We start from the raw sequence: 20506 nt of genomic DNA on the forward strand, positions 1-20506 counted from the left end.
CGGGGTCGGACCCGGTGGCCGGGCCGGTCGACCCGGGTCGCTCCCGCGTCGGGAGTCCGGCCGGCGGGGTCGTCGCGGGCCGGACTCCCGACGGCAGCGCGACCCGGCTGACGGGTTCCCCGGTACGCCCGGCCACGGGGCGCGCCAGGGCGGAGCCGGGGAGCACCAGGCTGGCGGTCACCCCGCCGCCCGGGGTCGCGGCGAGTTCCACCGTCCAGCCGTGCCGGCGGGCGAGCCGACCCACCACGAAGAGCCCCAGCACCTCGGACGGGGCCAGGTCCAGCCGCTCCCGGCGGGTGAACCGGGCGTTCTCCTCGGCGAGCCGTTGCTCGCTCATCCCGATGCCCTGGTCGATGACGGCCAGCCGGGCGCCGTCGTCGGTCGTCTCGGCGGTGACCACGACCCGGGTGTGCGGCGGGGAGAACACGGTGGCGTTCTCCATCAGCTCGGCGAGTGTCAGCACCAGGTCACCGACGATCGCGGGTGCGGCGACCACCTCCGGGGGGACCTGCACGTCCACCCGGGTGTAGTCCTCGATCTCACCGAGGGCCAACCGGACCACGTCGGCGACCGGGACCGGTGCGACGTGCGCGTCGTCGCCGGTCGCGCCGGAGAGCACGACCAGGCTGCCCGCGTTTCGGCGCAACCGGCTGGAGATGTGGTCGAGCCGGTACAGGTGCTCCAGCCGCCCCGGCTCGGTCTCCTGCTGCTCCAGCCGGTCGATCAGGGCGATCTGCCGGCCGACCAGGTTCTGGGTGCGCCGCCCGACGTGGCCGAACATCTGGGCCACGTTGCGTCGGCTCGCCACCTGCCGTTCCACCAGCCGGGCGGCGGTGTTCTGCACCCGTTCGAAGGCGCGGGCGAGGTCGCCGATCTCGTCCCGGGCGCCCACGTCGACCGGGTCGAGGCGTACCGGTGGGGTGGTTTCGGATTCGTCGTCGGCGACCCGGACCAGTTCGGACTCGGCGACCCGGGCGACCCGGTCGGCGGAGCGGGTGAGCCGGGTGAGCGGTCGGGCGACCGCCCGGCCGACGGCCATGGTGAGCAGGATGACCGCGATCAGGATGCTCACGGTCAGCAGGGTCACCCAGTACGCCCCGGCGAGCGCCACCTGCCGGTCGGCGCGCACCTCGGCGGTGACGTCGGCGGCCAGTTTCTTCTCGACGAACTGGCCCAGGGTGATCATCGAGGAGACGGTGGGGAAGAGGGTCGCCACGTCCAGCGCGCCGATCGCCGTGGCCGGGTCAGCCGCGCTCTGGTCGATGAAGTTCGGCCCGGTGCGGTTGGCGACCGCGACCTCCTCCAGGGTGAGCAGGTCGAGCTGCTCGGGGGTGACCAGGGCCTGGAGCCGGGCGCTCTCGTCTTCGAGGACGGCGAAGTTCGCCACGTAGGCGGAGACGGTCTGGGCGTTGGGCCGGGCGGCGACCAGCACGATCAGGGTGGCACCGGCGCTGAGGCTCTCGCCGGTGCGCAGCACGCCGTCCAGGGCCAGCACCTGTCGTCCGGCCGGGGTGCGGGTGTCCGCGTTGAGCCGCAGCCGCAGCGAGTCGATCAGGGCGGTGTTCACCGGCCCGTACCCGGCCATGAGCTGGTCGGGGCCGGTCTGCCCGGCGACCGCCGCCGTCCGCAGGGCGGCGAGCTGGCGTACCCCGTCGAGGGCGGTGTCGACCTCGGCGGGCAGGTCGTCGCCGAGGTCGGAGCGCAGATCGGTGACCCGGTCGTCCACCTCGGCGATCTTCTGCACGAGGTCGGTGCGTTGGACCTGCCCGAGCAGCAGGCCGACGGCGAGCAGGCGTTCCTGCTGGAGGTGTTGCAGGATCGTGCCGACCCGGCTGGCGACCCGGACCCGGTCGGCGATGTCGCCGGCCCGCTGGGCCTCGCTGGCCCGTTCCCAGACCACCGGCACCGTGAGCCCGGCCATGCAGAGCAGGGGGACGACCACCAGCAGGGCCAGCTTGCCCCGGATTCGCAGCCTACCGAGCAGCATCGAAGGGCCTCCACCGGTCGGGTTCGGTGCCCCGGCCGGCCGGCTGGAGCACCGGCCCGGTGGGCAGGCGACCGGGCGGCGTCGGCGGTTCCCACTGTGTGGGCGCGGTGGCGTCGGCCGGCTCACCACCCGGCGGGGTGTCCCGGCCCGTCGGGCGTTCGCTGTGGCGCGTCGGCAGCCAACCGCTCGCGCCGAGCGCCACCAGCAGCAGCCCGGCCACCCCACCGGCGGCGAGGATCAGCAGGGCGTCGCGGTCGAGCTGGTCGATGCGCTGCCGCAGCAGCCGGTCGAGTTCGTCGAGGATGACCGGCTGGAGTTCCCGGGCGGCGGTCTGCGCCTGGGTCCGGGCGGCGGCGAGTTTGGTCAGGTCCAGATCCTGGGTCCGACCCCGGGGCTGGGACAGCGCCCCCAGCGCCTCGACCGCCCGCTGGTAGTTGTCGAACGGGGTGAGCACCCCGGCGCCGATGTCGGCGCTCTCCGAGGTGTCGACCACCGTCTGCAGGTCGTTGACCAGGTCACCGGCCGGTTGCAGGGCGGCGAACCGGAGGGTGGCCAGTTCACCAACGGTGCGGGCCTGGTCGGCGGCGGGGCGTCGCTGCGCCAGCACGGCCAGGTCGACGAGGCGTCCGGCGGCGACCGTCGCCTCCGGCATCTCCTCGCCGACGCCGTCCTGGAGGAAGTACGAGTCGGAGCCGGGGTCCCGGATCAGGCCGGAGGTTTCGCGGATCTTGCCGTGCAGGGCGAGCAGCAGGTCGGTGACCTCGCCGTAGGCGGTGAAGGCGGTTTCCGGGTCGGTGAGCGACCGGCTGGGCAGGCCCTCCAGTTTCGCCCGCAGGCCGGCCCACCGTTCGGTGCTGCGCAGTTCGCCGCCGACCCGGGCGTCGACCGCGGCGGCCTCCTCAACCGCCCGGTCCAGGGCGTCGCGGGGCACCGGCCGGCCGGCGACGGCGGCGGTCTGCGCGTCGACCAGGGCGCCGGTGACCGGGCCGAGGGCGCGCAGGTACTCGACGCCGAGCCGTTCCCGTTCGGCCAGCTCACGGTCGGCGTCCACGAGCCGGTGGCCCTGTACGACGAGGAACGCCACCGGCAGCAGCAGCGCGGTGGCGAGTAGCAGCGGCAACAGGCGGCCCGGTGTCCTGGGCCGTCGACGGACCCGCGAGGCGGGAACGGTCATGGTTGTCTCCTCCGGCGGCGGCGCAGGGGTTCGGGATGGCGTGACACTTCGGTCCCGTGCGTCGGACCGAGAACCTAATCGACGGGCGATCCCTGGCCGGAGGTCTACGCGGGTCAGTTTTGCGTCACTTCGAGTGATGTGACGCAAGACTGACGTTCTGGACACGCTGCGTACTGTTGTCACGGTGACATGCTCGTTTCCATAGCGGTATCGCGCCTTACGCGTGAATTCACGTAATCCGAATTCGTTCTGCGTGAACGCCGGGTGACCTTGTGCGGTTTGCCCTGTCCGACCGCCGATCGGCTGGTCAGGACGGACGTACGGCGGATCTCAGCCAACGCTCAGGTTTCGGGCCGTACCGTGAGCCGAATGAAATCGCCGTTGTCGGCCGCGCGGGTCCGCCGTGCCCTGCCCACCGGCCGTCGCGCGGTCGCCGCGTCGGTGGTCGTCGTCCTGCTGGCGGCGGTCGTCGGCTGGGCGGTCTGGCCGGACCGGCCGGACTTCCGCACCGAGTCGACCATGCTCACCGTGCGTTCCGGGCCGGCCGGCGACGAGCCCGTCGACCTGGACACCACCTTCTACCTGCCGGAGGGCGCGTCGGCCGGCCGGAAGGTCCCGGCCGTGCTGCTGGCGCACGGCTTCGGCGGTACGAAGGACTCGGTCCGCGCCGACGCCGAGGACCTGGTGGGGCAGGGCTACGCGGTGCTGACCTGGACGGCGCGGGGCTTCGGCCGCAGCGGCGGCCAGATCCACCTGGACAGCCCCGACTACGAGGTGCGCGACGCCCAGCGGCTGCTGGACTGGCTGGCGGCCCGCCCCGACGTGCGTACCGACGCCGCCGGTGACCCCCGGGTCGGGGTGGTCGGCGGCTCGTACGGCGGCGGCCTGGCCCTGCTGCTGGCCGCCCAGGACCCCCGGGTCGACGCGATCGTCCCCATGATCACCTGGAACGACCTGTCCCGCGCCTTCCTGCCGGAGGGCACCGGTAAGCCGGCCACCGAGGGTGTGTTCAAGAAGGGGTGGGCCGGCATCTTCTTCGGGGGCGGCGGCAGCGCCGGTTCCGGGCCGGCCGGGCTCTCCGGCAACACCGCCGCCGCCCAGCCGGAGGGGGCACCCGCGTCGGCCGGCGCGCCCAGCCCGCAGCCGGGCAACGGGCCGGGCAGCCGGTCGCCGCGTGTGCCGGGGGCCGCCGCCGACCCGTCGTGCGGCCGGTTCGCCGCCGACGTCTGCGCCGCGTACCTGCGGATCGCCACCACCGGGCGGGCCGACCAGGCGGCGGTGGACCTGCTGCGGCGCTCGTCCCCGGCCGACGTGCTGGGCCGGATCAAGGCCCCAGCCCTGCTGGTGCAGGGCGAGGCGGACACCCTCTTCCCGCTCACCGAGGCGGACGCCAACGCGCGTGGCATCGCCGCCGCCGGCACCCCCGTGCGGGTGGCCTGGTTCACCGGCGGCCACGACGGCGGCACCGGGCCGACCAGCGACTCCGACCGGGTGAAGTACCTGACCGTGCAGTGGCTCGACCACTACGTCAAGGGCACCGGCGCGGCCCCCGGCGACGACTTCACGTTCTCCCGGATCGCCGGCTTCGACGCCCTCGACCGGGGACTGGTCGCCACCGGCTACCGCACCGCCGACTATCCCGGGGTGACCGGGGACGCCCGGCGGGAGGTGCCGGTCGCCGGGCCGGCCCAACCGGTCGCCAACCCGCCCAACGGCAACCCGGCGGCGATCTCCGCGATCCCGTTCGCCGGGTCGCTCGGCTCCCTGCTCGACGGGGTGGCCGGCGACGTGCCCGGCCAGCACGCCCGGTTCGAGTCGACGCCGCTGACCGAGGCGGTGGACGTGGTGGGCGCACCCACCGTCACCGTCCGGGCCGCGTCGGCGACCGGCGAGGCGGTCCTGTTCGCCAAGCTCTACGACGTCGACCCGGCCGGCGCGGCGACGCTGCCCGACGGGCTGGTCGCCCCGATCCGGTTGACCGGGCTGCCGGCCACGATCGACGCCGCGCAGCCGGTCCAGGTCACCCTGCCGGCGATCGTCCGCCGGGTCGAGGCCGGGCACCGGCTGCGGGTGGTGCTGGCCACCGCCGACCAGGCGTACACCACGCCGGCCGCGCCGGCCGTCTACACGGTGGCGGTCGACGGGGCGGTGAGCCTGCCGACGGTCACCGCCACGCCGATCCCGACCACCGCGACGGTGTGGCGCTGGGTGCTGGTCGGCCTGCTGGCAACGATCCTGGTCGGGCTCGTCGTGGTCGTCGCCGTGGTCCGCCGCCGGCACCGCCGCCAGGACGACTCCGTCCATCCCGAGTACGCGGGCATCCCGCTCGCCGTCCGTGACCTGCGCAAGGAGTACGCGGACGGGTTCGTGGCGGTGTCCCGGGTGGACTTCGAGGTGCACCCCGGCCAGGTGATGGGGCTGCTCGGCCCGAACGGGGCGGGCAAGACCACCACCCTGCGGGTGCTGATGGGGCTGACCCAGCCGACCGCCGGGGAGATCTACGTCTTCGGGCACCGGCTGGTGCCCGGCTCGCCGGTGCTGTCGCGGATCGGCGCGCTGGTGGAGGGGCCCGGTTTCCTGCCGCACCTGTCCGGCCTGGACAACCTGAAGGCGTACTGGCGGGCGACCGGCCGGCCGTGGGCCGACGCGCACTTCGACGAGGCGTTGGAGATCGCCGGCCTGGGTGACTCGGTGCACCGGCGGACCAAGAACTACAGCCACGGGATGCGGCAGCGGCTGGCCATCGCGCAGGCCATGCTGGGCCTGCCGGAGCTGCTGGTGCTCGACGAACCGACCGACGGGTTGGACCCGCCGCAGATCGCCGAGATGCGCCGGGTGCTCCAGCGGTACGCCACCGACGGCCGGGCGGTGCTGGTCTCCAGTCACCTGTTGGCCGAGGTGGAGCAGACCTGCACGCACGCGGTGGTGGTGAACAAGGGCCGGATCGTCGCGTCCGGCCCGGTGGAGGAGATCGTCGGCGAGTCGCCGAGCACCCTGTTCGAGGTGACCGACCAGGCCGCCGCGCGGGAGGTGCTGAGCCGCCTCGACGCGGTGCAGGTGCTGACCGCCGACGACGCCGGTGGGCTGGTGGTGGACACCAACGGCACCGCCCGCAGCGAGGTGGTGGCCGAGCTGGTCCGGGCCGGGATCGGGGTGGACCGGGTGGTGCCCCGGCGTCGCCTGGAGGACGCGTTCCTCGCCCTGGTGGGCGAGAACTCTCGGGGAAGCGGTGACCGGTGATGGCAGGTTCTTCGGTGGGATCGTTCGGGCCGGGTGGGGCGGCGGCCGGGTACCGGCCGGGGGTGACCCTGCCGTTCGGGGCGGAGTTCCGCAGGCAGGCGTCGCGGCGACGTACCCAGTTGGCGCTCGGGTTCATGGTGCTGCTGCCGTTGATCATCCTGGTGGCGTTCCAGTTCGAGTCCGGGGACGACGACGGCGGGGGCCGGGGCGAGTTCGCCAGCCTCGCCGACCTGGCCACCTCGGGCGGGCTCAACTTCACCCTCTTCTCGATCCTGGTGTCGGCGTCGTTCCTGCTGGTCGTGGTGGTGGCGCTGTTCTGTGGTGACACGGTCGCCAGCGAGGCGAGCTGGGGCAGCCTGCGCTACCTGTTGGCGGTGCCGGTGCCCCGGGCCCGGCTGCTGACGGTGAAGCTGTCGGTGGCGCTGGCGTACTCGGGGCTGGCCCTGCTGTTGCTGGCCGGCACGGCCCTGCTCGCCGGCACCCTGCGCTACGGCTGGTCGCCGTTGACCAGCCAGGTCGCCGCCGAGCTGACCCCGACCGAGGGGCTGGTCCGGCTGCTGGCGGTGCTCGGCTACCTGGCGGTGGTGCTGCTGGTGGTGGCCGGGCTGGCGTTCCTGCTGTCGGTGGTCACGGATGCCGCGCTGGGTGCGGTCGGTGGCGCGGTGCTGCTGTGGATCCTGTCCAGCATCCTGGACCAGATCACCGCGCTGGGGGTGCTGCGTGACTTCCTGCCGACCCACTACAGCAGCGCCTGGCTGGGCCTGCTGTCCACCCCGATGCAGACCGACGACGTGGTCCGGGGCGCGATCTCGGCGGTCAGCTACGCCACCCTGTTCTGGGGCCTGGCCTTCTGGCGTTTCACCCGCAAGGACGTCACCAGCTAGGCCGACGCGGCGAAGTGCTTCGCAATGGGGCCGATGTTGCGGTATCGCCGATCACCGGACACCGCATCATCGGCCCCATCGAGTTGATCGTGAGGCTGTGGGACCCGTCCCTCCAGAGGTGACGACGTGAGACCGCCTCGCTCTGTGTCGGGTCGGACACTATCGGAGACGGCTGCGACGGGTGCAGATGCGGCGTTCGTGTCGAGCCACGAACTGCCGCTGGTGAAAGGCCCCGCTGGGCCCTCGCCAGTGGTCGGGCGCGGAGCCGGGTCAGGAGGGGCTGGGGAGGGAGACGGTTACCACCAGGCCGCCGTCGGGGCGGGGGACGGCCCGCACCGTCCCGCCGTGTGCCCGCGCCACCGCCCGGACGATGGAAAGCCCCAGGCCGAAGCCCCGCTGACCGGCGACCCGCTCCCGGTTGAGCCGGCGGAACGGCAGGAACATCGTCTCGACCTCGTAGCCGGGCACCACCGGCCCGCTGTTGCTGACGGTCAGGGTGGCCCGACCGTCGACCACCGCCGTGGCGACCGAGAGCCAGCCGTCGGTGTCGACGTTGTGCCGGACGGCGTTCTCCACCAGGTTCTGGGTGAGCCGTTCCAGCAGGACCGGGTCGCCGGCCGTACGCGCCGGGGCCAGGTCGCGGGTGACGGCGAGCGTGGTGGACCGGGCGGTCTGCTCGGCGACGTGCCCGGCGATCTCGGCGAGGTCCACCTCGGCGTGTTCGGCCAGGGCGTTCTCCGAGTCGGCGAGGGTGAGCAACCCGTCGATCAGCCGTTCGTGGCGTTCGTTGACGGCCAGCAGGGTCTCCCCGAGCTGCCGCAGTTCGGGCGGGGCGTCCGGCCTGGTGATCGCCAGCTCCACCAGGGACCGGTTGATCGCCAGCGGGGTACGCAGTTCGTGCGAGGCGTTGGCGACGAAGCGCCGCTGCCCGTCGAAGGACCGGTCGAGGCGTTCGAGCATCAGGTCGAACGTGTCGGCCAGCTCCTTCACCTCGTCGGTCGGCCCGACCAGGGCGATCCGCTCGTGCAGCCCCCGGCCGGCGCCGTCGGCACCGGCGATCCGGCGGGCGGTGCCGGTGATCTGCTGCAACGGCTGCAACGCCCGGCCGGCGACCAGCCAGCCGAACGCGACCGCGGCGATGGTCACCACGGCCAGGGCCACCCCGCCCTGGGTGAGCAGCGAGTCGAGGGCGTCGCGGCGGGCGTCGTCCTGCACCTGCCGGACGATGTCGCGCAGGTGTTCGGCCTGGTTGGCGTTGATCTGCGTGCCCTGCGGCAGCGAGATCGACTCCTTGCCGCCGGTGCCGCGCAGGTTGAACCCGAGACCGTGGGCGAGCCGCTGGTCGACCAGCACGTACGTCACGGCGAGCAGCACCGTGCCGGCGAGCAGGAACAGGCCGCCGTAGATGAGGGTCAGCCTGGCCCGGATGGTCGGTTTCCTCATCGGATCTGGTATCCCACCCCGGGCACCGTCTCGATGACCGGCGGGTCGCCGAGCTTGCGGCGCAACTTCATCACGGTGACCCGCAGCACGTTGGTCATCGGGTCGATGTGCTCGTCCCAGGCCCGTTCCAGCAGCTCCTCGGCGGAGACCACCGCGCCGTCGGCGCGCAGCAGCTCGGCCAGCACGCCGAACTCCTTACGGGACAACGGTACGAAGTGCCCGTCCCGGGTGACCTCCAGCCGGGACGGGTCCAGGACGATCCCGGCCCGGGTCAGCTTCGGCGGGGCGGCCGGCCGGGTGCGCCGGGTCAGCGCGTGCACCCGGGCGCTCAACTCGACGAACGCGAACGGCTTGGTGAGGTAGTCGTCGGCCCCGATGGCCAGGCCGGCGACCCGTTCCCGGACGGCGGCGGCAGCGGTCAGCATCAGCACCCGGGTGTCCCGCTCGGCGCGGACCAGTGCCCGGCACACGTCGTCGCCGTGCACGACGGGCAGGTCCCGGTCGAGCACGACCACGTCGTACCCGTTGACGCCGATGCGTTCCAGGGCCGCGTCGCCGTCGTACGCCACGTCGACCGCGAACGCCTCCCGGCGCAGCCATTCGGCGATCGCGTCCGCGAGCAGTTTCTCGTCCTCGCACACCAGTACGCGCACCGTTCCATCCTCACCCATGCGGGGATAACCACCGCGTTAACGTTGCCGCTTACGCCCTGGATACCGCCTCAGGAGTTGAGTTATCCCTAATGCCGGCTCTCTGCCGGCCGGAAGGGAGACCAACGATGCGACGACATCCGCTACGCCTGCTCCTGGCCCTGCCCGTGGTGGCGGCCCTGGCCGTGAGCGGCTGCCAGTCCGGTGGCGACGACGATCCCGGGGTGGCCAGCGCCGGTGGTGGGGGCGACACGACGCCCTCGCTGTCCGCCGCCGCCGGGATGAGCGACGAGGAACGCCAGCTCAAGTTCACCGCGTGCCTGCGCGAGCAGGGGCTCGACGTGCCGGACCCGCAGCCGGGGCAGAACGGGCCACGGTTCGACTTCGGCGGCGACGTCGACCCGGCGAAGGTGCAGGCGGCGCTCCAGCAGTGCCGCGAGTACGCCCCCAACGGCGGGCAGCCCCGGCAGCTCGACGCCGGCCAGGTCGAGCAGGTGCGCAAGCTGGCCCGGTGTATGCGGGAGAACGGCGTGCCGAACTTCCCCGACCCGTCCGCCGACGGGCGCATCCAGCCCGGCCGGGCCAACATCGACCTCAAGGACCCGGCGGTGCGGACCGCGTTCGACAAGTGCCGGGAGACCGTGCCCAACCTGGGTGAACGCCGGGGGACGTCATGACCGGCACACCCCGGCCCACCGAGCCGCCCACCGACGCACCGGCCGCCGTCGGATCGTCCGCCGTCGGGGCGCAGCCGTCACCGGCCCGGCGGCGACGCCCGCGACCGGGGTTCCTGCTCGGCGCGGCGGGGCTGCTCGTGGTGGCGGTGGCGGGCACGGCGGTCACCTTCGCCAGCGGCGGCCACGCCGACCGGTCGGCCTCGCTCGACCGCCGGCCACCGGCGACCACCACCGTCACCCGGCAGAACCTGGTCGACCGGGAGACCAAGAACGGCGAACTGGGGTACGGCACCCCGCGCGCCCGGGACAGCCGACTGGGCGGGACGGTCACCTGGCTCGCCGAGGGCGGCGCGACGGTCAAGCGGGGCAAGGCGCTCTACCGGATCGACGACGAACCGGTGGTGCTGCTCTACGGCGGCCTGCCGGCGTACCGGATGCTGCGCTCCGGAGTCAGCGGCACCGACGTCAAGCAGTTCGAGCAGAACCTCGCCGCGCTCGGGCACACCGGCTTCACCGTCGACGAGGACTTCACCTCGGCGACCGCCGACGCGGTCCGGGACTGGCAGGAGGACCTTGGCCTGCCCGAGACCGGCCAGGTCGAGCCGGCCCGGATCGTCTACGCCCCCGGCGAGGTCCGGGTGGAGAGCCACGGCGTGGAGGTGGGCGACACCGTCGGCGCGGGCAAGGTGGTCCTCTCGACCACCGGCACGGCCCGGCTGGTCACCTGCACCCTCGACGTCGAGGACCAGCGGCTGGCCCGCAAGGGCGCGGAGGTGACCATCACGCTGCCCGACGGCACCCGCAGCACCGGCCGGGTCGACACGGTCGAGACGGTGGTGCAGACCTCGGCGGCGACCACCGGCAAGGACGCGGAGACCGACACCAAGATCGAGGTGACCATCACCGGGAACGACGCCAAGGCCCTGGCCGGCTACGACAAGGCGGCGGTCGACGTCGGCCTCGTCGCCTCGGAACGCGCCGACGTGCTCACCGTCCCGGTGGCGGCGCTGCTCACCCTCGCCGAGGGCGGCTACGGGCTGGAGGTGGTCGAGGAGGGCGGCACCCGGATCGTGGCGGTGCGTACCGGCCTGTTCGCCGACGGCCGGGTGGAGGTCTCCGGCGGGGCGGTCACCGAGGGGCTGACCGTGGGGATGCCCGGTGACTGAACCGGCAGGGGTCGCCCACCCCGTGGTCGAGCTGCGCGACGTGACGAAACGCTACGGCGACACGGTCGCCGCCCTCGGCGGGGTCTCGATGACCGTCGACCGGGGTGCCCTGGTGGCCATCGTCGGCCCGTCCGGATCGGGGAAGTCCACCATGCTCAACGTGATCGGCACGCTGGACCGGCCCACGTCGGGCGCGGTCCACATCGACGGGTACGACGCCGCCCGGTTGTCCGACCGGGAGCTGTCCGCGTTGCGGGCCAGCCGGATCGGCTTCGTGTTCCAGCAGTTCCACCTGGCTGCCGGCGTACCCCTGGTGGAGAACGTGGCGGACGGCCTGCTCTATGCCGGGGTGCCCCGGCGGGAGCGGCGGCGGCGGGCGGAGGCGGCGCTGCGACGGGTCGGCCTGGGGCACCGGCTGGACCACCGGCCGCACCAGCTCTCCGGCGGCGAGCGGCAGCGGGCGGCGATCGCCCGGGCGGTGGTCGGCGAACCGCCGCTGCTGCTGGCCGACGAGCCGACCGGCAACCTCGACTCCAGCTCCGGCGCCGGGGTGATGGAGCTGCTGCACGAGCTGCACGCGGCCGGCACCACCATCGTGGTGATCACCCACGACCGCGAGATCGCGGCGAGCCTGCCCCGGCAGGTGCAGATGCGCGACGGGCTGATCGTGGCGGACTCCGCCGCGCCGACCGAGGGGGTACCACGATGACCACGACACCGGTACGGTCGACCACCGGGACGCCGCGGACCGGTGCCGAGCGGCCGGAGCGGCTGCGGCCGGCCCGGCTGAGCCCACGGGACGTGCTGCGGGTCGGCGGAGTGGGGCTGCGGACCCGGCCGTTGCGGGCGTTCCTGTCCGCCCTGGGCATCGCCATCGGCATCGCGGCGATGATCAGCGTGGTCGGCATCTCCTCGTCGTCCCGGGCCGACCTGGACCGGACGCTGGCCGCCCTCGGCACCAACCTGCTCACCGTCGCGCCGGGCAGCACCCTGTTCGGCGCGGACGCCCAACTGCCGGTCGAGGCGGTCGGCATGATCAGCCGGATCGGCCCGGTACGCCAGGTGTCGGCCACCGCCCAGCTCGCCGACATGCCGGTCTACCGGTCGGACCGGATTCCGGCGGCGCAGACCGGTGGCCTCGGCACCCAGGCGGTGGAGCTGGACCTGCTCGACACCGTCGGCGGTGCGCTGGCCAGCGGGACGTGGCTCAACGAGGCCACCGCGCGGTATCCGGCCACGGTCCTCGGGTCGGTGGCCGCCGAGCGGCTCGGGCTCGGCGCGGCCGGGCCGGACATCCAGGTCTACCTGGACGGGCGGTGGTTCACCGTGATCGGCATCCTGCAACCGGTCCCGCTCGCGCCGGAACTCGACTCGTCGGCGCTGGTCGGCTGGTCGGCGGCGACCACCTACCTGGGCCTGGACGGGCACCCGACCCGGATCTACACCCGCTCGGCCGAGCAGCACGTCGAGGCCGTCCGGGCGGTGCTGGCGGCGACGGCCAACCCGGAACAGTCCAACGAGATCCAGGTGTCCCGGCCGTCGGACGCGCTCGCCGCCCGGCAGGCCACCGACGAGGCGTTCACCGGCCTGCTGCTCGGCCTGGGCGCGGTGGCGTTGCTGGTCGGCGGGGTCGGGGTGGCCAACACCATGGTCATCTCGGTGATCGAGCGGCGGGCCGAGATCGGGCTGCGGCGGTCGTTGGGCGCCACCCGGGGGCAGATCCGCACCCAGTTCCTCGCCGAGTCGCTGCTGCTGTCCGCCCTGGGCGGGCTGGGTGGGGTGCTGCTCGGCGGCCTGGTCACCGCCGGCTACGCCAGCTCACAGAGCTGGCCGACGGTGGTGCCGCTCTGGGTGGTGGCCGGCGGCATCGGGGCGACCATCGGCATCGGCGCGCTGGCCGGGCTCTACCCGGCGATCCGGGCCAGCCGGCTCGCCCCCACCGAGGCCCTCGCCACCCCGTGACCGCCCCGACCCGCCCGCCGGACGCCCCGGACGGGCGGGTCGGGCCGCGTCGGGTGGCCCGGCGGACGGTGGGGACCGTACCGTCCGCCGGGCCACGATCAGCCGGCCCGGGTCAGCGTCGGCTCACCCGGATCAGCTCCCAGCCGCCCTTCGGCACGCCGGGCGTCGGGTCGGTACGCAGGTTCATCGGGTTCGCCATCCCGAGGTAGAGCGTGGAACCGTCCACCACCATGGTGCGGACGCCCTGGTTGAGCGGGTTGCCGAAGCCGCCGGTGTCGACCGCGCGGGCCGGCCGGCCGGGCGCGTCGAACGACCACAGGTCCGCCCCGAAGGTCGGCGGGCTGGTCGCCGTGCCGGCCGGGGGCGTGGGCAGCTCACCGTCCAGCGAGATGTAGGCGAAGTCCATGGTGCCGACGTAGAGCCGGCCGCCGGCCACCGCCATCTTCCAGGCGTACAGGTTGAACGGGTCGCCGAAGCCGGAACCGCCGTAGACCGGGGTCGACCCGGTGGGTGCCGGGGCCCACGCCCCGCCGCCGTTGTTCGCGGCCGGGTCGTACGCCGGCAACGTCGACTCGCCGTAGAGGGTCTCGACCCGTTCGCGCGTACCGCCGAGGTCCTGGCCTCGGAAGACGGCGAACGCCCGCTGGGTGTTCTGCACGGTGGCCTGGAGCTGTGCCGGGCTGCGCGGCGGGTACACCGACACGTGCAGGGCGGTCGCCTGCAACGGCACGTGCATGGTGCCCCAGTAGAGCCGGCCGCCGAAGGAGGCGAGCCCACCGAGGGCGTACGCCCGGCGGACCACCGGGTCCGGCTCGTAGTCGGCGGCCGACCAGATCTGCGCCCAACTGCCGGCGTCCTCCGGGTTCAGTCCGGGCGCGCCGGCCGCCAGCGGCGGGCTCATCCAGATCCCGGCCAGGTCGGCCGGGTCGGTGCCGTCACCGGCGTCGGCGCGCGCCGCCGGGACGCCGCCGGCGCGGGGTGCCTGCTCGCCGACGTCGGCGTACGACGGGCCGGCCGGGTACGCCGCCGGGAGGCCGCCGGCTGCGGCGCGCCCGGCCGCCGAGCCGTCGACGATCGCCTTGGGCCAGGTGGAGACGTAGAGCCGGCCCTGGTGTTCGGTGAGGTCGGCGACCTGGGTGGGCAGGTCGGCGACCTCGGTGAACGCGAACGGGGTGGTGCGGTCGCCGGTCCAGCGCAGCACCTTGCCCGCCTCGCCGCCGTTGGCGCCCAGTCCGACCCCGGCGTAGAGCACGCCGCCGGCCACCACCCAGTGCCGGATGTTCTCGTACGCGGAGAGGTTGGTCGAGCCGAGGTACCGGCCGGTGACGGTGTCGAAGGCGAACACGTTCACCCCGCCGACCACGCTCGGCCCGCCGAGCAGCACGACTCCCTGGTGGGCGGCGGCGCTGCGCAGCCCGGCGGTCGTCCTGAGCAGGTTCGCGTCGGTCGGGGAGGCGGACGTGATGTCGGCGGTGCGTTCGGTGAGCCGTTCGGTGGCCAGGTCGTAGGTGAAGACCTCGGGGGTGCGGTGGTCACCGAGGGTGGCCGGCAGGCTGGGGTTGCCCCGGGCCGGCTGGCTCTGGCCGAACTCGCAGACGTAGTCGTCGTTGAGGATCGGCTCGCGGACCTGGTAGCCCTCGGGCTTGAGGCAGAGCACGTTGGCCCCGGTGCCGAACCAGAGCCGCCGGCCGGCCTGGGCGAGCCCCCAGACGTACGACTGGTTGACCTTGGGTCGTCCCTCGGCGCAGGGCGGTCCGGGGGGATAGTCGACGCCGACCCCGGCGAAACACTCGTCGGCGGCGGCCTTGGCGAGCAGCCGTACCGATTCGGGCCGGGTGTCGGCGCTGGCCGGGGTGGCGAGAAGGGGTAGCAGAATCAGGATGCCGAATGCGGGTAGCAGTCGTGACGGCAGGGGTGGTCGACGTCGCACGGTGGTCCTTTCCGTGAATACCGGTCGAGGTGGCGTCAGCGGGGACGGGGAGCGGCTGGACCGCTCTCGACCAGGGGGGATGGATAATCGACGTGACGCACGGAATTGCCGCGCCGGCCGACCGTGTTGCATCGTCCGGTGGGAATGGAAAATTGCCGGCACGAGAATCACGGGCCGGTCGGGGTGCGGTGCGGTTGCTGATGAGTCCGGGGGTGGTTCAGCAGTTCCGGGCGTAACGTGGTGACGAGATTAACGTATTACGGCGGTCATTACCGCGATGCAGGTTGTTAAGGATTCTTGAACTGCCCGGTGGGTGGACCGGGGCGGTGGGCGGCTGCCCGGACGGGACGCCGGGCGCGCGGCGCGGGTGCCGCGAAAATTGCTGATGGGTCCGGCTTTCGGGGTTTCCCGGAAATACCGCGCCAACCGGTTGCTGTCGTCCGAAGCCGGCGCGCGGACCGGGGCGGACGGTCGTGGGCGTCGGCTGCCGCCGGGGCGGGTGGCGGGGCTCCACGCCTGCCGGCGCGCTCAGCGGACGTGCACGTCGGGCGGCAGTGGTGTGGCGGTGCCGCTCGGTGCGGGGGTCGGGGAGTTGCGCCGTCCGCGTCGCCGGGGGTGTGGCGGTCGGGCCGGACTGCGGTGCGGCGACGCAACCGCCGGAGGCCACGCGAATTGTGCGCATATTCATTTACCATAAACATGGCGTATGAATTTGATGACAGTTCATTCATAGTTAACAATCATTACGTTCCGTTGCCGTGCCGGCCGGCCCGGGGGGTCGGTCGGTGCGGGTGCGGCGGCGGGTGGATGCCGGGCGCGCGTCGGATGTCGCCGGCCGGATCGGCGTCGGCGCGACGGGCGGGCGACCCGGGCCGCGAGGGGTGGGGTATTGTCTCGCAACGGGATCTTCCCAGTAACAAAGAATTTATCGATTTAACTTCTTCGATGCCTCATCATGGTGGGACGTAATCCCTTCCATGGAGGTTCCCATGAACGTCTCTCGGCTCGGCGGGCCGACCCTGTCCCTGTACCGCATCGTCATCGGCCTGCTGTTCACGCTGCACGGCCTGTCGTCGGTCTTCGGGTTGTTCGGCGGCAACCCGATGACCGGCAAGGCTGTCCCGGTCGGCACCTGGCCGGGCTGGTGGGCCGCGCTGATCCAGCTGGTCTGCGGCGCGCTGGTGCTGGCCGGCCTCTTCACCCGGCCCGCGGCGCTGCTCGCGTCCGGCTCGATGGCGTACGCCTACTTCGTGGTGCACCAGCCGGAGGGCCTGCTGCCGCTGCGCAACGGCGGGGAGCTGTCCGCGCTGTTCTGCTGGTCGTTCCTGCTGATCGCGGTGCTCGGCCCGGGTTCCTGGGCGCTCGACACGCTGCTCACCCGCCGGCGTTCCGACGCCCCGGCGGCCCCGGTGTCCGAGCCCAGCTCGGTGCCGGTCTGACGCACTGACCCGCGTCGCCGGAGCCTCGACGAGGCGGCCCCGGCGACGCGCCCGGTCAGGGGTTGTAGGGGGCGTCGGTGTGGCTCACCTCGGTGAGCGTGCTGCCGGAGAGCTTGTAGACCGACGTGCGCTTGATGTCCAGCTCGGCCATGCCCCGGCTGGGGCTGCGGGTCAACCAGACCACGGTGGCCCGCCGCCCGGCCACGCTGACCGACACGACCGGGGTCCGGTCGCCGAGGTCGGACAACGCCCGGAACACCGGCATACCGCCGTTGTTGCGCCACACCGCGACGGTGTAGAAGGTGCCACTGCCCCCGGAGTTGAGCGAGACCACGCCGACCGCGTCGTCCGCGCCGTCGCCGTCGAGGTCGCCGATGCCGCAGGGCTTCTGGAGCGTCACGGTCGCGCCGTCCTCGCCCGACCACTGCCCCTCGGTCAGTGGCAGGTAGTCCGGGTAGCCGTTGTAGGGCGTCTTGCTGCTGCCGAGCTTCGCGCCCGCCAGATGGGCACAGGTCAGCGGGGCCTTGACCACCGGTGCCGGGGCGGTGGTGGTGGCCGCCGGGGCGGTGCTGGGGGCGATCTTCTTCTGCGGGGTCGGCTCGGCGCTGGTGGGCGTCGGCTCGGGCGTGGCCGCGTTCAGCACCGAGGCGGTGGAGGGCCCGGTGGACGGGCCGACCGTGGGCGCCGCCCCGTCCGTCGTGCCCTGCTCACCCCCGCACGCGGTGAGCAGGCAGACCAGGGCGAGGCTGGTGAGGCTCAACGGGATCCGTCGCATGGCCGGGGGGTCCTCTCTCGACATCAGGTGACCCGCACCGTACTGATCGATGGCAATACCGGTCATCGGCTCCATGGCCGGCCCGGGCCGGCCTGTCGGAGCGCGGTCAGGGGCCGACCGGGGGGCCGGCGTACGGCTTTCTCCGCCCGGTGCGTACGGGCGTGTTGAGCTGGTAACTTCCCCGAAACATCGGTGCCGGCCGGGGTGCCCGGCCGGTGCCCGGCAGCGGGATGGCTCACACCGTGGGAAGCCGGCTGGGCGATGGCCGCGAAGCTGCCTAGACTCGGCCTCACAACTGCATACCTCATCCAGAGGGGCTGAGGGATACGGCCCGACGACGCCCCGGCAACCACCCCGCGCTCATCGCTGAGCTTCCGGCGGGGCAGGTGCCAATTCCGTCCCCGCCGCAGGGTGCGATGCGGGGAAAGATGAGAGGAATCGACATGACGTCGACGCTCGCCGCCCCCGGTATCGACACCGCCGCCAGCCCCGCCCGCGCCCTGGTCTGCCGCGCCTGCTCCGCGCGCTACCCGCTCGCCGCGCAGCACGCCTGTTACGAGTGTTTCGGCCCGCTGGAGGTCGACTACGACGCCGCCGTGCTGGCGCGCGTCACCCGGGAGCAGATCGAGGCCGGCCCGCAGAACATCTGGCGGTACGCCGCCCTCCTGCCCGCCGGCCAGGACCCGGCCACCCGGGTCACCCTCGACCCGGGGCTGACCCCGCTGGTGGCGGCGCCCAACCTCGCCGCCGAGCTGGGCATCAGCGCGCCGCTGTGGGTCAAGGACGACAGCGCCAACCCGACCCACTCGTTCAAGGACCGGGTGGTCTCGGTGGCGCTCACCGCCGCGAAGGCGCTCGGCTTCCAGCGGTTCGCCTGCGCCTCGACCGGCAACCTGGCCAACTCGGTGGCCGCCCACGCGGCCCGTGCCGGCGCGCCCTCGGTGGTCTTCATCCCGGGCGACCTGGAGCAGGGCAAGGTGATCACCACCGCCGTCTACGGCGGCGACCTGGTCGCCATCGACGGCTCGTACGACGACGTGAACCGGCTCTGCGGCGAGCTGGTGGAGACCGACGAGTTCGAGGACACCGCCTTCGTCAACGTCAACGTCCGGCCCTACTACGCCGAGGGCTCCAAGACCCTCGGGTACGAGGTGGCCGAGCAGCTCGGCTGGCGGATCCCGGCCCAGGTGGTCATCCCGATGGCCTCCGGCGAACTGCTCACCAAGATCGACAAGGCGTTCACCGAGCTGGTCGAGATCGGCCTGGTCGAGGCCCCGGCCGGCGGCTGGACGGTGTTCGGCGCCCAGTCGGCCGGTTGCAACCCGATCGCCGCCGCCCTGCACGCCGACACCGACACCATCACCCCGGTCCGGCCGACCGGCATCGCCAAGTCCCTCAACATCGGCGACCCCGCCGCCGGCCTGTACGCCCTGGAGGCCGTGCGGCGTACCGGCGGCTGGATGGAGTACGTCGACGACGACGAGATCCGCGCCGGCATCCGGCTGCTGGCCCGTACCACCGGCGTCTTCGCCGAGACGGCCGGCGGGGTGACCGTGGCGGTGCTGCGCAAGCTGGTCGAGTCCGGCCGGCTCGACCCGACCGCCGAGACGGTCGTCTTCAACACCGGCGAGGGCCTGAAGACCATCGACGCGGTCGCCGGCCAGGTCGGCCCCACCCACCGGATCAAGCCGTCCCTGCGCGCCGCCCGCGACGCCGGCCTCCTCTCCTGACCCCTCCTGCGCGCCACCCGCTGCCCGCCGCGCGTCGTTCCCCGCCACCGCCCCGATGATCGACTCACCGGGGCGCGCGTTGCGGTGTCTGCGCGTCGGGACACCGCCTCTTCGGCCCCGTTGTGTCGATCGTGGCGCAGGGCGGTCCGAGTGGATCTCTGGGTGACCGGGTTTTCGCGGTGAGTGGTGAAAACCCACCGGGAAGGACTTGACGGCAGGAACCGGGCGGCGGAAGATGCTCCGTGCGGGAGGGCTTTCGCCGGAGACTTTTCAAGTTCTTACGACCCAACGCCGGAGGCGTTGTGCGAACGTCCCTCCCGACCAACGTGAATCGGGGGCCAGCGGAAATCCGCTGGCCCCCGATGTCGTGCACGGGAAAGACTCGCGGCGTGGCCCTGGACATCGCGACGATCGACCGGACCGATCAGCCCACCCTCGACGCGGCCTACCGGATCGCCGCCGCGGTCGAGGCGACGGAATCCCCCGACCTGCCGCCGCTGTGCCGGCGACGGTTCGAGGCACCGCTGTGGCACCCGATGCCCGGCATCGACACCCGGTGGTCGGTGGCCCGGCTCGACGGGGTGCCCGTCGGTTGGGTCCGGGTCAACCTGCACCTGCTGGACAACACCGAGAACGCCAGCATCGAGCTGGCGGTGGACCCGGCGTACCGGCGGCGCGGGGTGGGACGGGCGTTGTTCGCCCACGCCCGGCGGCTGCTCCGGGAGTCCGGCTGCAAGCGGGTGGTCGGCTCCGCCGTGACCCCGCTGCCGGACGAGCCGGCCGGGGCGACACCGGTGGGGGTGGGGCGGGAGTTCCCCGGGGCCGCCTTCGCGGCGGCGCTCGGCGCGCGGCCGGCGCTCGTCGACGTCCGTCGCCGGCTCGACGTCACCGCGCTCGACCGGGACCGGCTGGCGGCGCTGCGGGCCGGGGCGCGGTCGGCCGCCGCCGGCTACCGCACGGTCCGCTGGCACGGCCACCCGCCGCCGGAACACCTCGCCGACCTCGCCTACCTGGAGGGTCGGCTGCTGGCCGACGCGCCCCTGGGTGACCTGGAGTGGGAACCCGAGCGGATGGACGCCGAGCGTCTCCAGGGTATGGAGCGGGCGCTGGACGCGCGGGGCGTCCGCCGGTACAGCGTCGCCGCCGTGCACGGGGCGTCCGGCCGGCTGGTCGGGTGGAGCGTGCTCAGCCTGGCCGCGAACACCACCCGGCACGCCTGGCAGCAGATCACCATCGTCGACCCGGCCCACCGGGGGCACCGGCTCGGCCTGCTCTGCAAGGCCGAGAACCTCGAACACACCCTGGCGTACGAGCCGGAGCTGAGCGCGGTCGACACCTACAACGCGGCGGCGAACAGCCACATGATCGCGATCAACGAGCAGCTCGGCTTCCGGCCGGTGGCCGGGTCCACGGAGTGGCAGTCGACCATCTGATCTGTGACACGCCCCT

The 20506-nt window shown here is 73.3% G+C and carries 15 protein-coding genes and 1 riboswitch; of the genes, 9 read left to right on the forward strand and 6 right to left on the reverse strand.

Going from position 1 to position 20506, the window contains the following annotated elements; translation table 11 throughout:
- Both H1A17_RS25010 and H1A17_RS25015 read right to left on the reverse strand, forming a co-directional pair.
- Positions 1-1987, reverse strand: a 1987-nt coding sequence (locus H1A17_RS25010; protein ID WP_194823033.1) for a nitrate- and nitrite sensing domain-containing protein, incomplete at its 3' end; no start/stop codon positions are given.
- Positions 1974-3161 (reverse strand): hypothetical protein, encoded by a 1188-nt coding sequence (locus H1A17_RS25015; RefSeq protein ID WP_145922017.1) that lies wholly within the window; start codon positions 3159-3161, stop codon positions 1974-1976. The genes H1A17_RS25015 and H1A17_RS25010, both read right to left, overlap by 14 nt.
- A 369-nt stretch (positions 3162-3530) precedes the next feature.
- Between H1A17_RS25015 and H1A17_RS25020 the strand changes: the two genes are divergently transcribed.
- Both H1A17_RS25020 and H1A17_RS25025 read left to right on the forward strand, forming a co-directional pair.
- Positions 3531-6401 carry an alpha/beta fold hydrolase gene (locus H1A17_RS25020; RefSeq protein ID WP_194823034.1) on the forward strand — a complete coding sequence of 957 codons (2871 nt, stop codon included), beginning with the start codon at positions 3531-3533 and terminating at the stop codon, positions 6399-6401.
- On the forward strand, positions 6401-7285 hold the full coding sequence (locus tag H1A17_RS25025) for an ABC transporter permease (protein ID WP_145922015.1): 885 nt from the start codon (positions 6401-6403) through the stop codon (positions 7283-7285). Before H1A17_RS25020 ends, H1A17_RS25025 begins: the two co-directional genes overlap by 1 nt.
- Positions 7286-7555: 270 nt before the next feature.
- Here the strand turns inward: H1A17_RS25025 and H1A17_RS25030 are convergent, their stop codons facing one another.
- Together H1A17_RS25030 and H1A17_RS25035 are read right to left on the reverse strand one after the other, a co-directional pair.
- On the reverse strand, positions 7556-8728 hold the full coding sequence (locus tag H1A17_RS25030) for a HAMP domain-containing sensor histidine kinase (protein ID WP_145922014.1): 1173 nt from the start codon (positions 8726-8728) through the stop codon (positions 7556-7558).
- A complete protein-coding gene (locus tag H1A17_RS25035) occupies positions 8725-9381 on the reverse strand; it encodes a response regulator transcription factor (RefSeq protein WP_194823035.1) in 657 nt (218 codons plus the stop codon). Before H1A17_RS25035 ends, H1A17_RS25030 begins: the two co-directional genes overlap by 4 nt.
- 125 nt (positions 9382-9506) lie before the next feature.
- Here H1A17_RS25035 and H1A17_RS25040 point away from each other — a divergent pair, with 125 nt between their 5' ends.
- Genes H1A17_RS25040 through H1A17_RS25055 form a run of 4 tightly spaced genes read left to right on the forward strand, consistent with a single transcriptional unit; the run spans position 9507 to position 13183 of the window.
- Positions 9507-10055, forward strand: a complete 549-nt coding sequence (locus tag H1A17_RS25040) for a hypothetical protein (protein WP_168222571.1) — start codon at positions 9507-9509, stop codon at positions 10053-10055.
- A complete protein-coding gene (locus tag H1A17_RS25045; RefSeq protein ID WP_145922012.1) occupies positions 10052-11221 on the forward strand; it encodes a peptidoglycan-binding protein in 1170 nt (389 codons plus the stop codon). The genes H1A17_RS25040 and H1A17_RS25045 overlap by 4 nt, the downstream gene beginning before the upstream one ends.
- Positions 11222-11243: 22 nt before the next feature.
- On the forward strand, positions 11244-11930 hold the full coding sequence (locus H1A17_RS25050; protein ID WP_205789565.1) for an ABC transporter ATP-binding protein: 687 nt from the start codon (positions 11244-11246) through the stop codon (positions 11928-11930).
- Positions 11927-13183 (forward strand): ABC transporter permease, encoded by a 1257-nt coding sequence (locus tag H1A17_RS25055; protein WP_194823036.1) that lies wholly within the window; start codon positions 11927-11929, stop codon positions 13181-13183. Before H1A17_RS25050 ends, H1A17_RS25055 begins: the two co-directional genes overlap by 4 nt.
- Before the next feature lie 112 nt (positions 13184-13295).
- On the opposite strand, the gene H1A17_RS25060 is transcribed toward H1A17_RS25055, so the two are convergent.
- Positions 13296-15113: a hypothetical protein gene (locus H1A17_RS25060; protein ID WP_309236852.1), complete on the reverse strand. Its 1818-nt coding sequence runs from the start codon at positions 15111-15113 to the stop codon at positions 13296-13298.
- 989 nt (positions 15114-16102) lie between these two features.
- Here H1A17_RS25060 and H1A17_RS25065 point away from each other — a divergent pair.
- A complete protein-coding gene (locus H1A17_RS25065) occupies positions 16103-16552 on the forward strand; it encodes a DoxX family protein (protein ID WP_145922010.1) in 450 nt (149 codons plus the stop codon).
- Positions 16553-16607: 55 nt separating this feature from the next.
- Here H1A17_RS25065 and H1A17_RS25070 read toward each other — a convergent pair whose 3' ends face one another.
- Entirely contained in the window at positions 16608-17351 is a 744-nt protein-coding gene (locus H1A17_RS25070) for a hypothetical protein (RefSeq protein ID WP_145922009.1), read from the reverse strand.
- A gap of 277 nt (positions 17352-17628) precedes the next feature.
- A riboswitch (SAM riboswitch) is annotated at positions 17629-17762 on the forward strand.
- An 8-nt stretch (positions 17763-17770) separates the two neighbouring features.
- On the opposite strand from H1A17_RS25070, the gene thrC reads away from it, so the two are divergent.
- Both thrC and H1A17_RS25080 read left to right on the forward strand, forming a co-directional pair.
- The gene (gene thrC / locus H1A17_RS25075) at positions 17771-19057 is read left to right on the forward strand and encodes a threonine synthase (RefSeq protein ID WP_145922008.1); all 1287 of its coding nucleotides are present in this window, start codon (positions 17771-17773) and stop codon (positions 19055-19057) included.
- 389 nt (positions 19058-19446) lie between these two features.
- Positions 19447-20490 (forward strand): GNAT family N-acetyltransferase, encoded by a 1044-nt coding sequence (locus H1A17_RS25080; RefSeq protein ID WP_309236853.1) that lies wholly within the window; start codon positions 19447-19449, stop codon positions 20488-20490.
- Positions 20491-20506: the final 16 nt, after the last annotated feature.

Origin of the sequence: Micromonospora sp. S-DT3-3-22, assembly GCF_015354745.1 — a bacterium.
GTDB lineage: Bacteria > Actinomycetota > Actinomycetes > Mycobacteriales > Micromonosporaceae > Micromonospora > Micromonospora wenchangensis.

Coding starts and splice junctions, on each gene's coding strand:
- H1A17_RS25015 (WP_145922017.1), bottom strand. CDS start 3,161: ATGACCGTTCCCGCCTCGCGGGTCCGTCGACGGCCCAGGACACCGGGC.
- H1A17_RS25020 (WP_194823034.1), top strand. CDS start 3,531: ATGAAATCGCCGTTGTCGGCCGCGCGGGTCCGCCGTGCCCTGCCCACC.
- H1A17_RS25025 (WP_145922015.1), top strand. CDS start 6,401: ATGGCAGGTTCTTCGGTGGGATCGTTCGGGCCGGGTGGGGCGGCGGCC.
- H1A17_RS25030 (WP_145922014.1), bottom strand. CDS start 8,728: ATGAGGAAACCGACCATCCGGGCCAGGCTGACCCTCATCTACGGCGGC.
- H1A17_RS25040 (WP_168222571.1), top strand. CDS start 9,507: ATGCGACGACATCCGCTACGCCTGCTCCTGGCCCTGCCCGTGGTGGCG.
- H1A17_RS25045 (WP_145922012.1), top strand. CDS start 10,052: ATGACCGGCACACCCCGGCCCACCGAGCCGCCCACCGACGCACCGGCC.
- H1A17_RS25055 (WP_194823036.1), top strand. CDS start 11,927: ATGACCACGACACCGGTACGGTCGACCACCGGGACGCCGCGGACCGGT.
- H1A17_RS25065 (WP_145922010.1), top strand. CDS start 16,103: ATGAACGTCTCTCGGCTCGGCGGGCCGACCCTGTCCCTGTACCGCATC.
- H1A17_RS25070 (WP_145922009.1), bottom strand. CDS start 17,351: ATGTCGAGAGAGGACCCCCCGGCCATGCGACGGATCCCGTTGAGCCTC.
- thrC (WP_145922008.1), top strand. CDS start 17,771: ATGACGTCGACGCTCGCCGCCCCCGGTATCGACACCGCCGCCAGCCCC.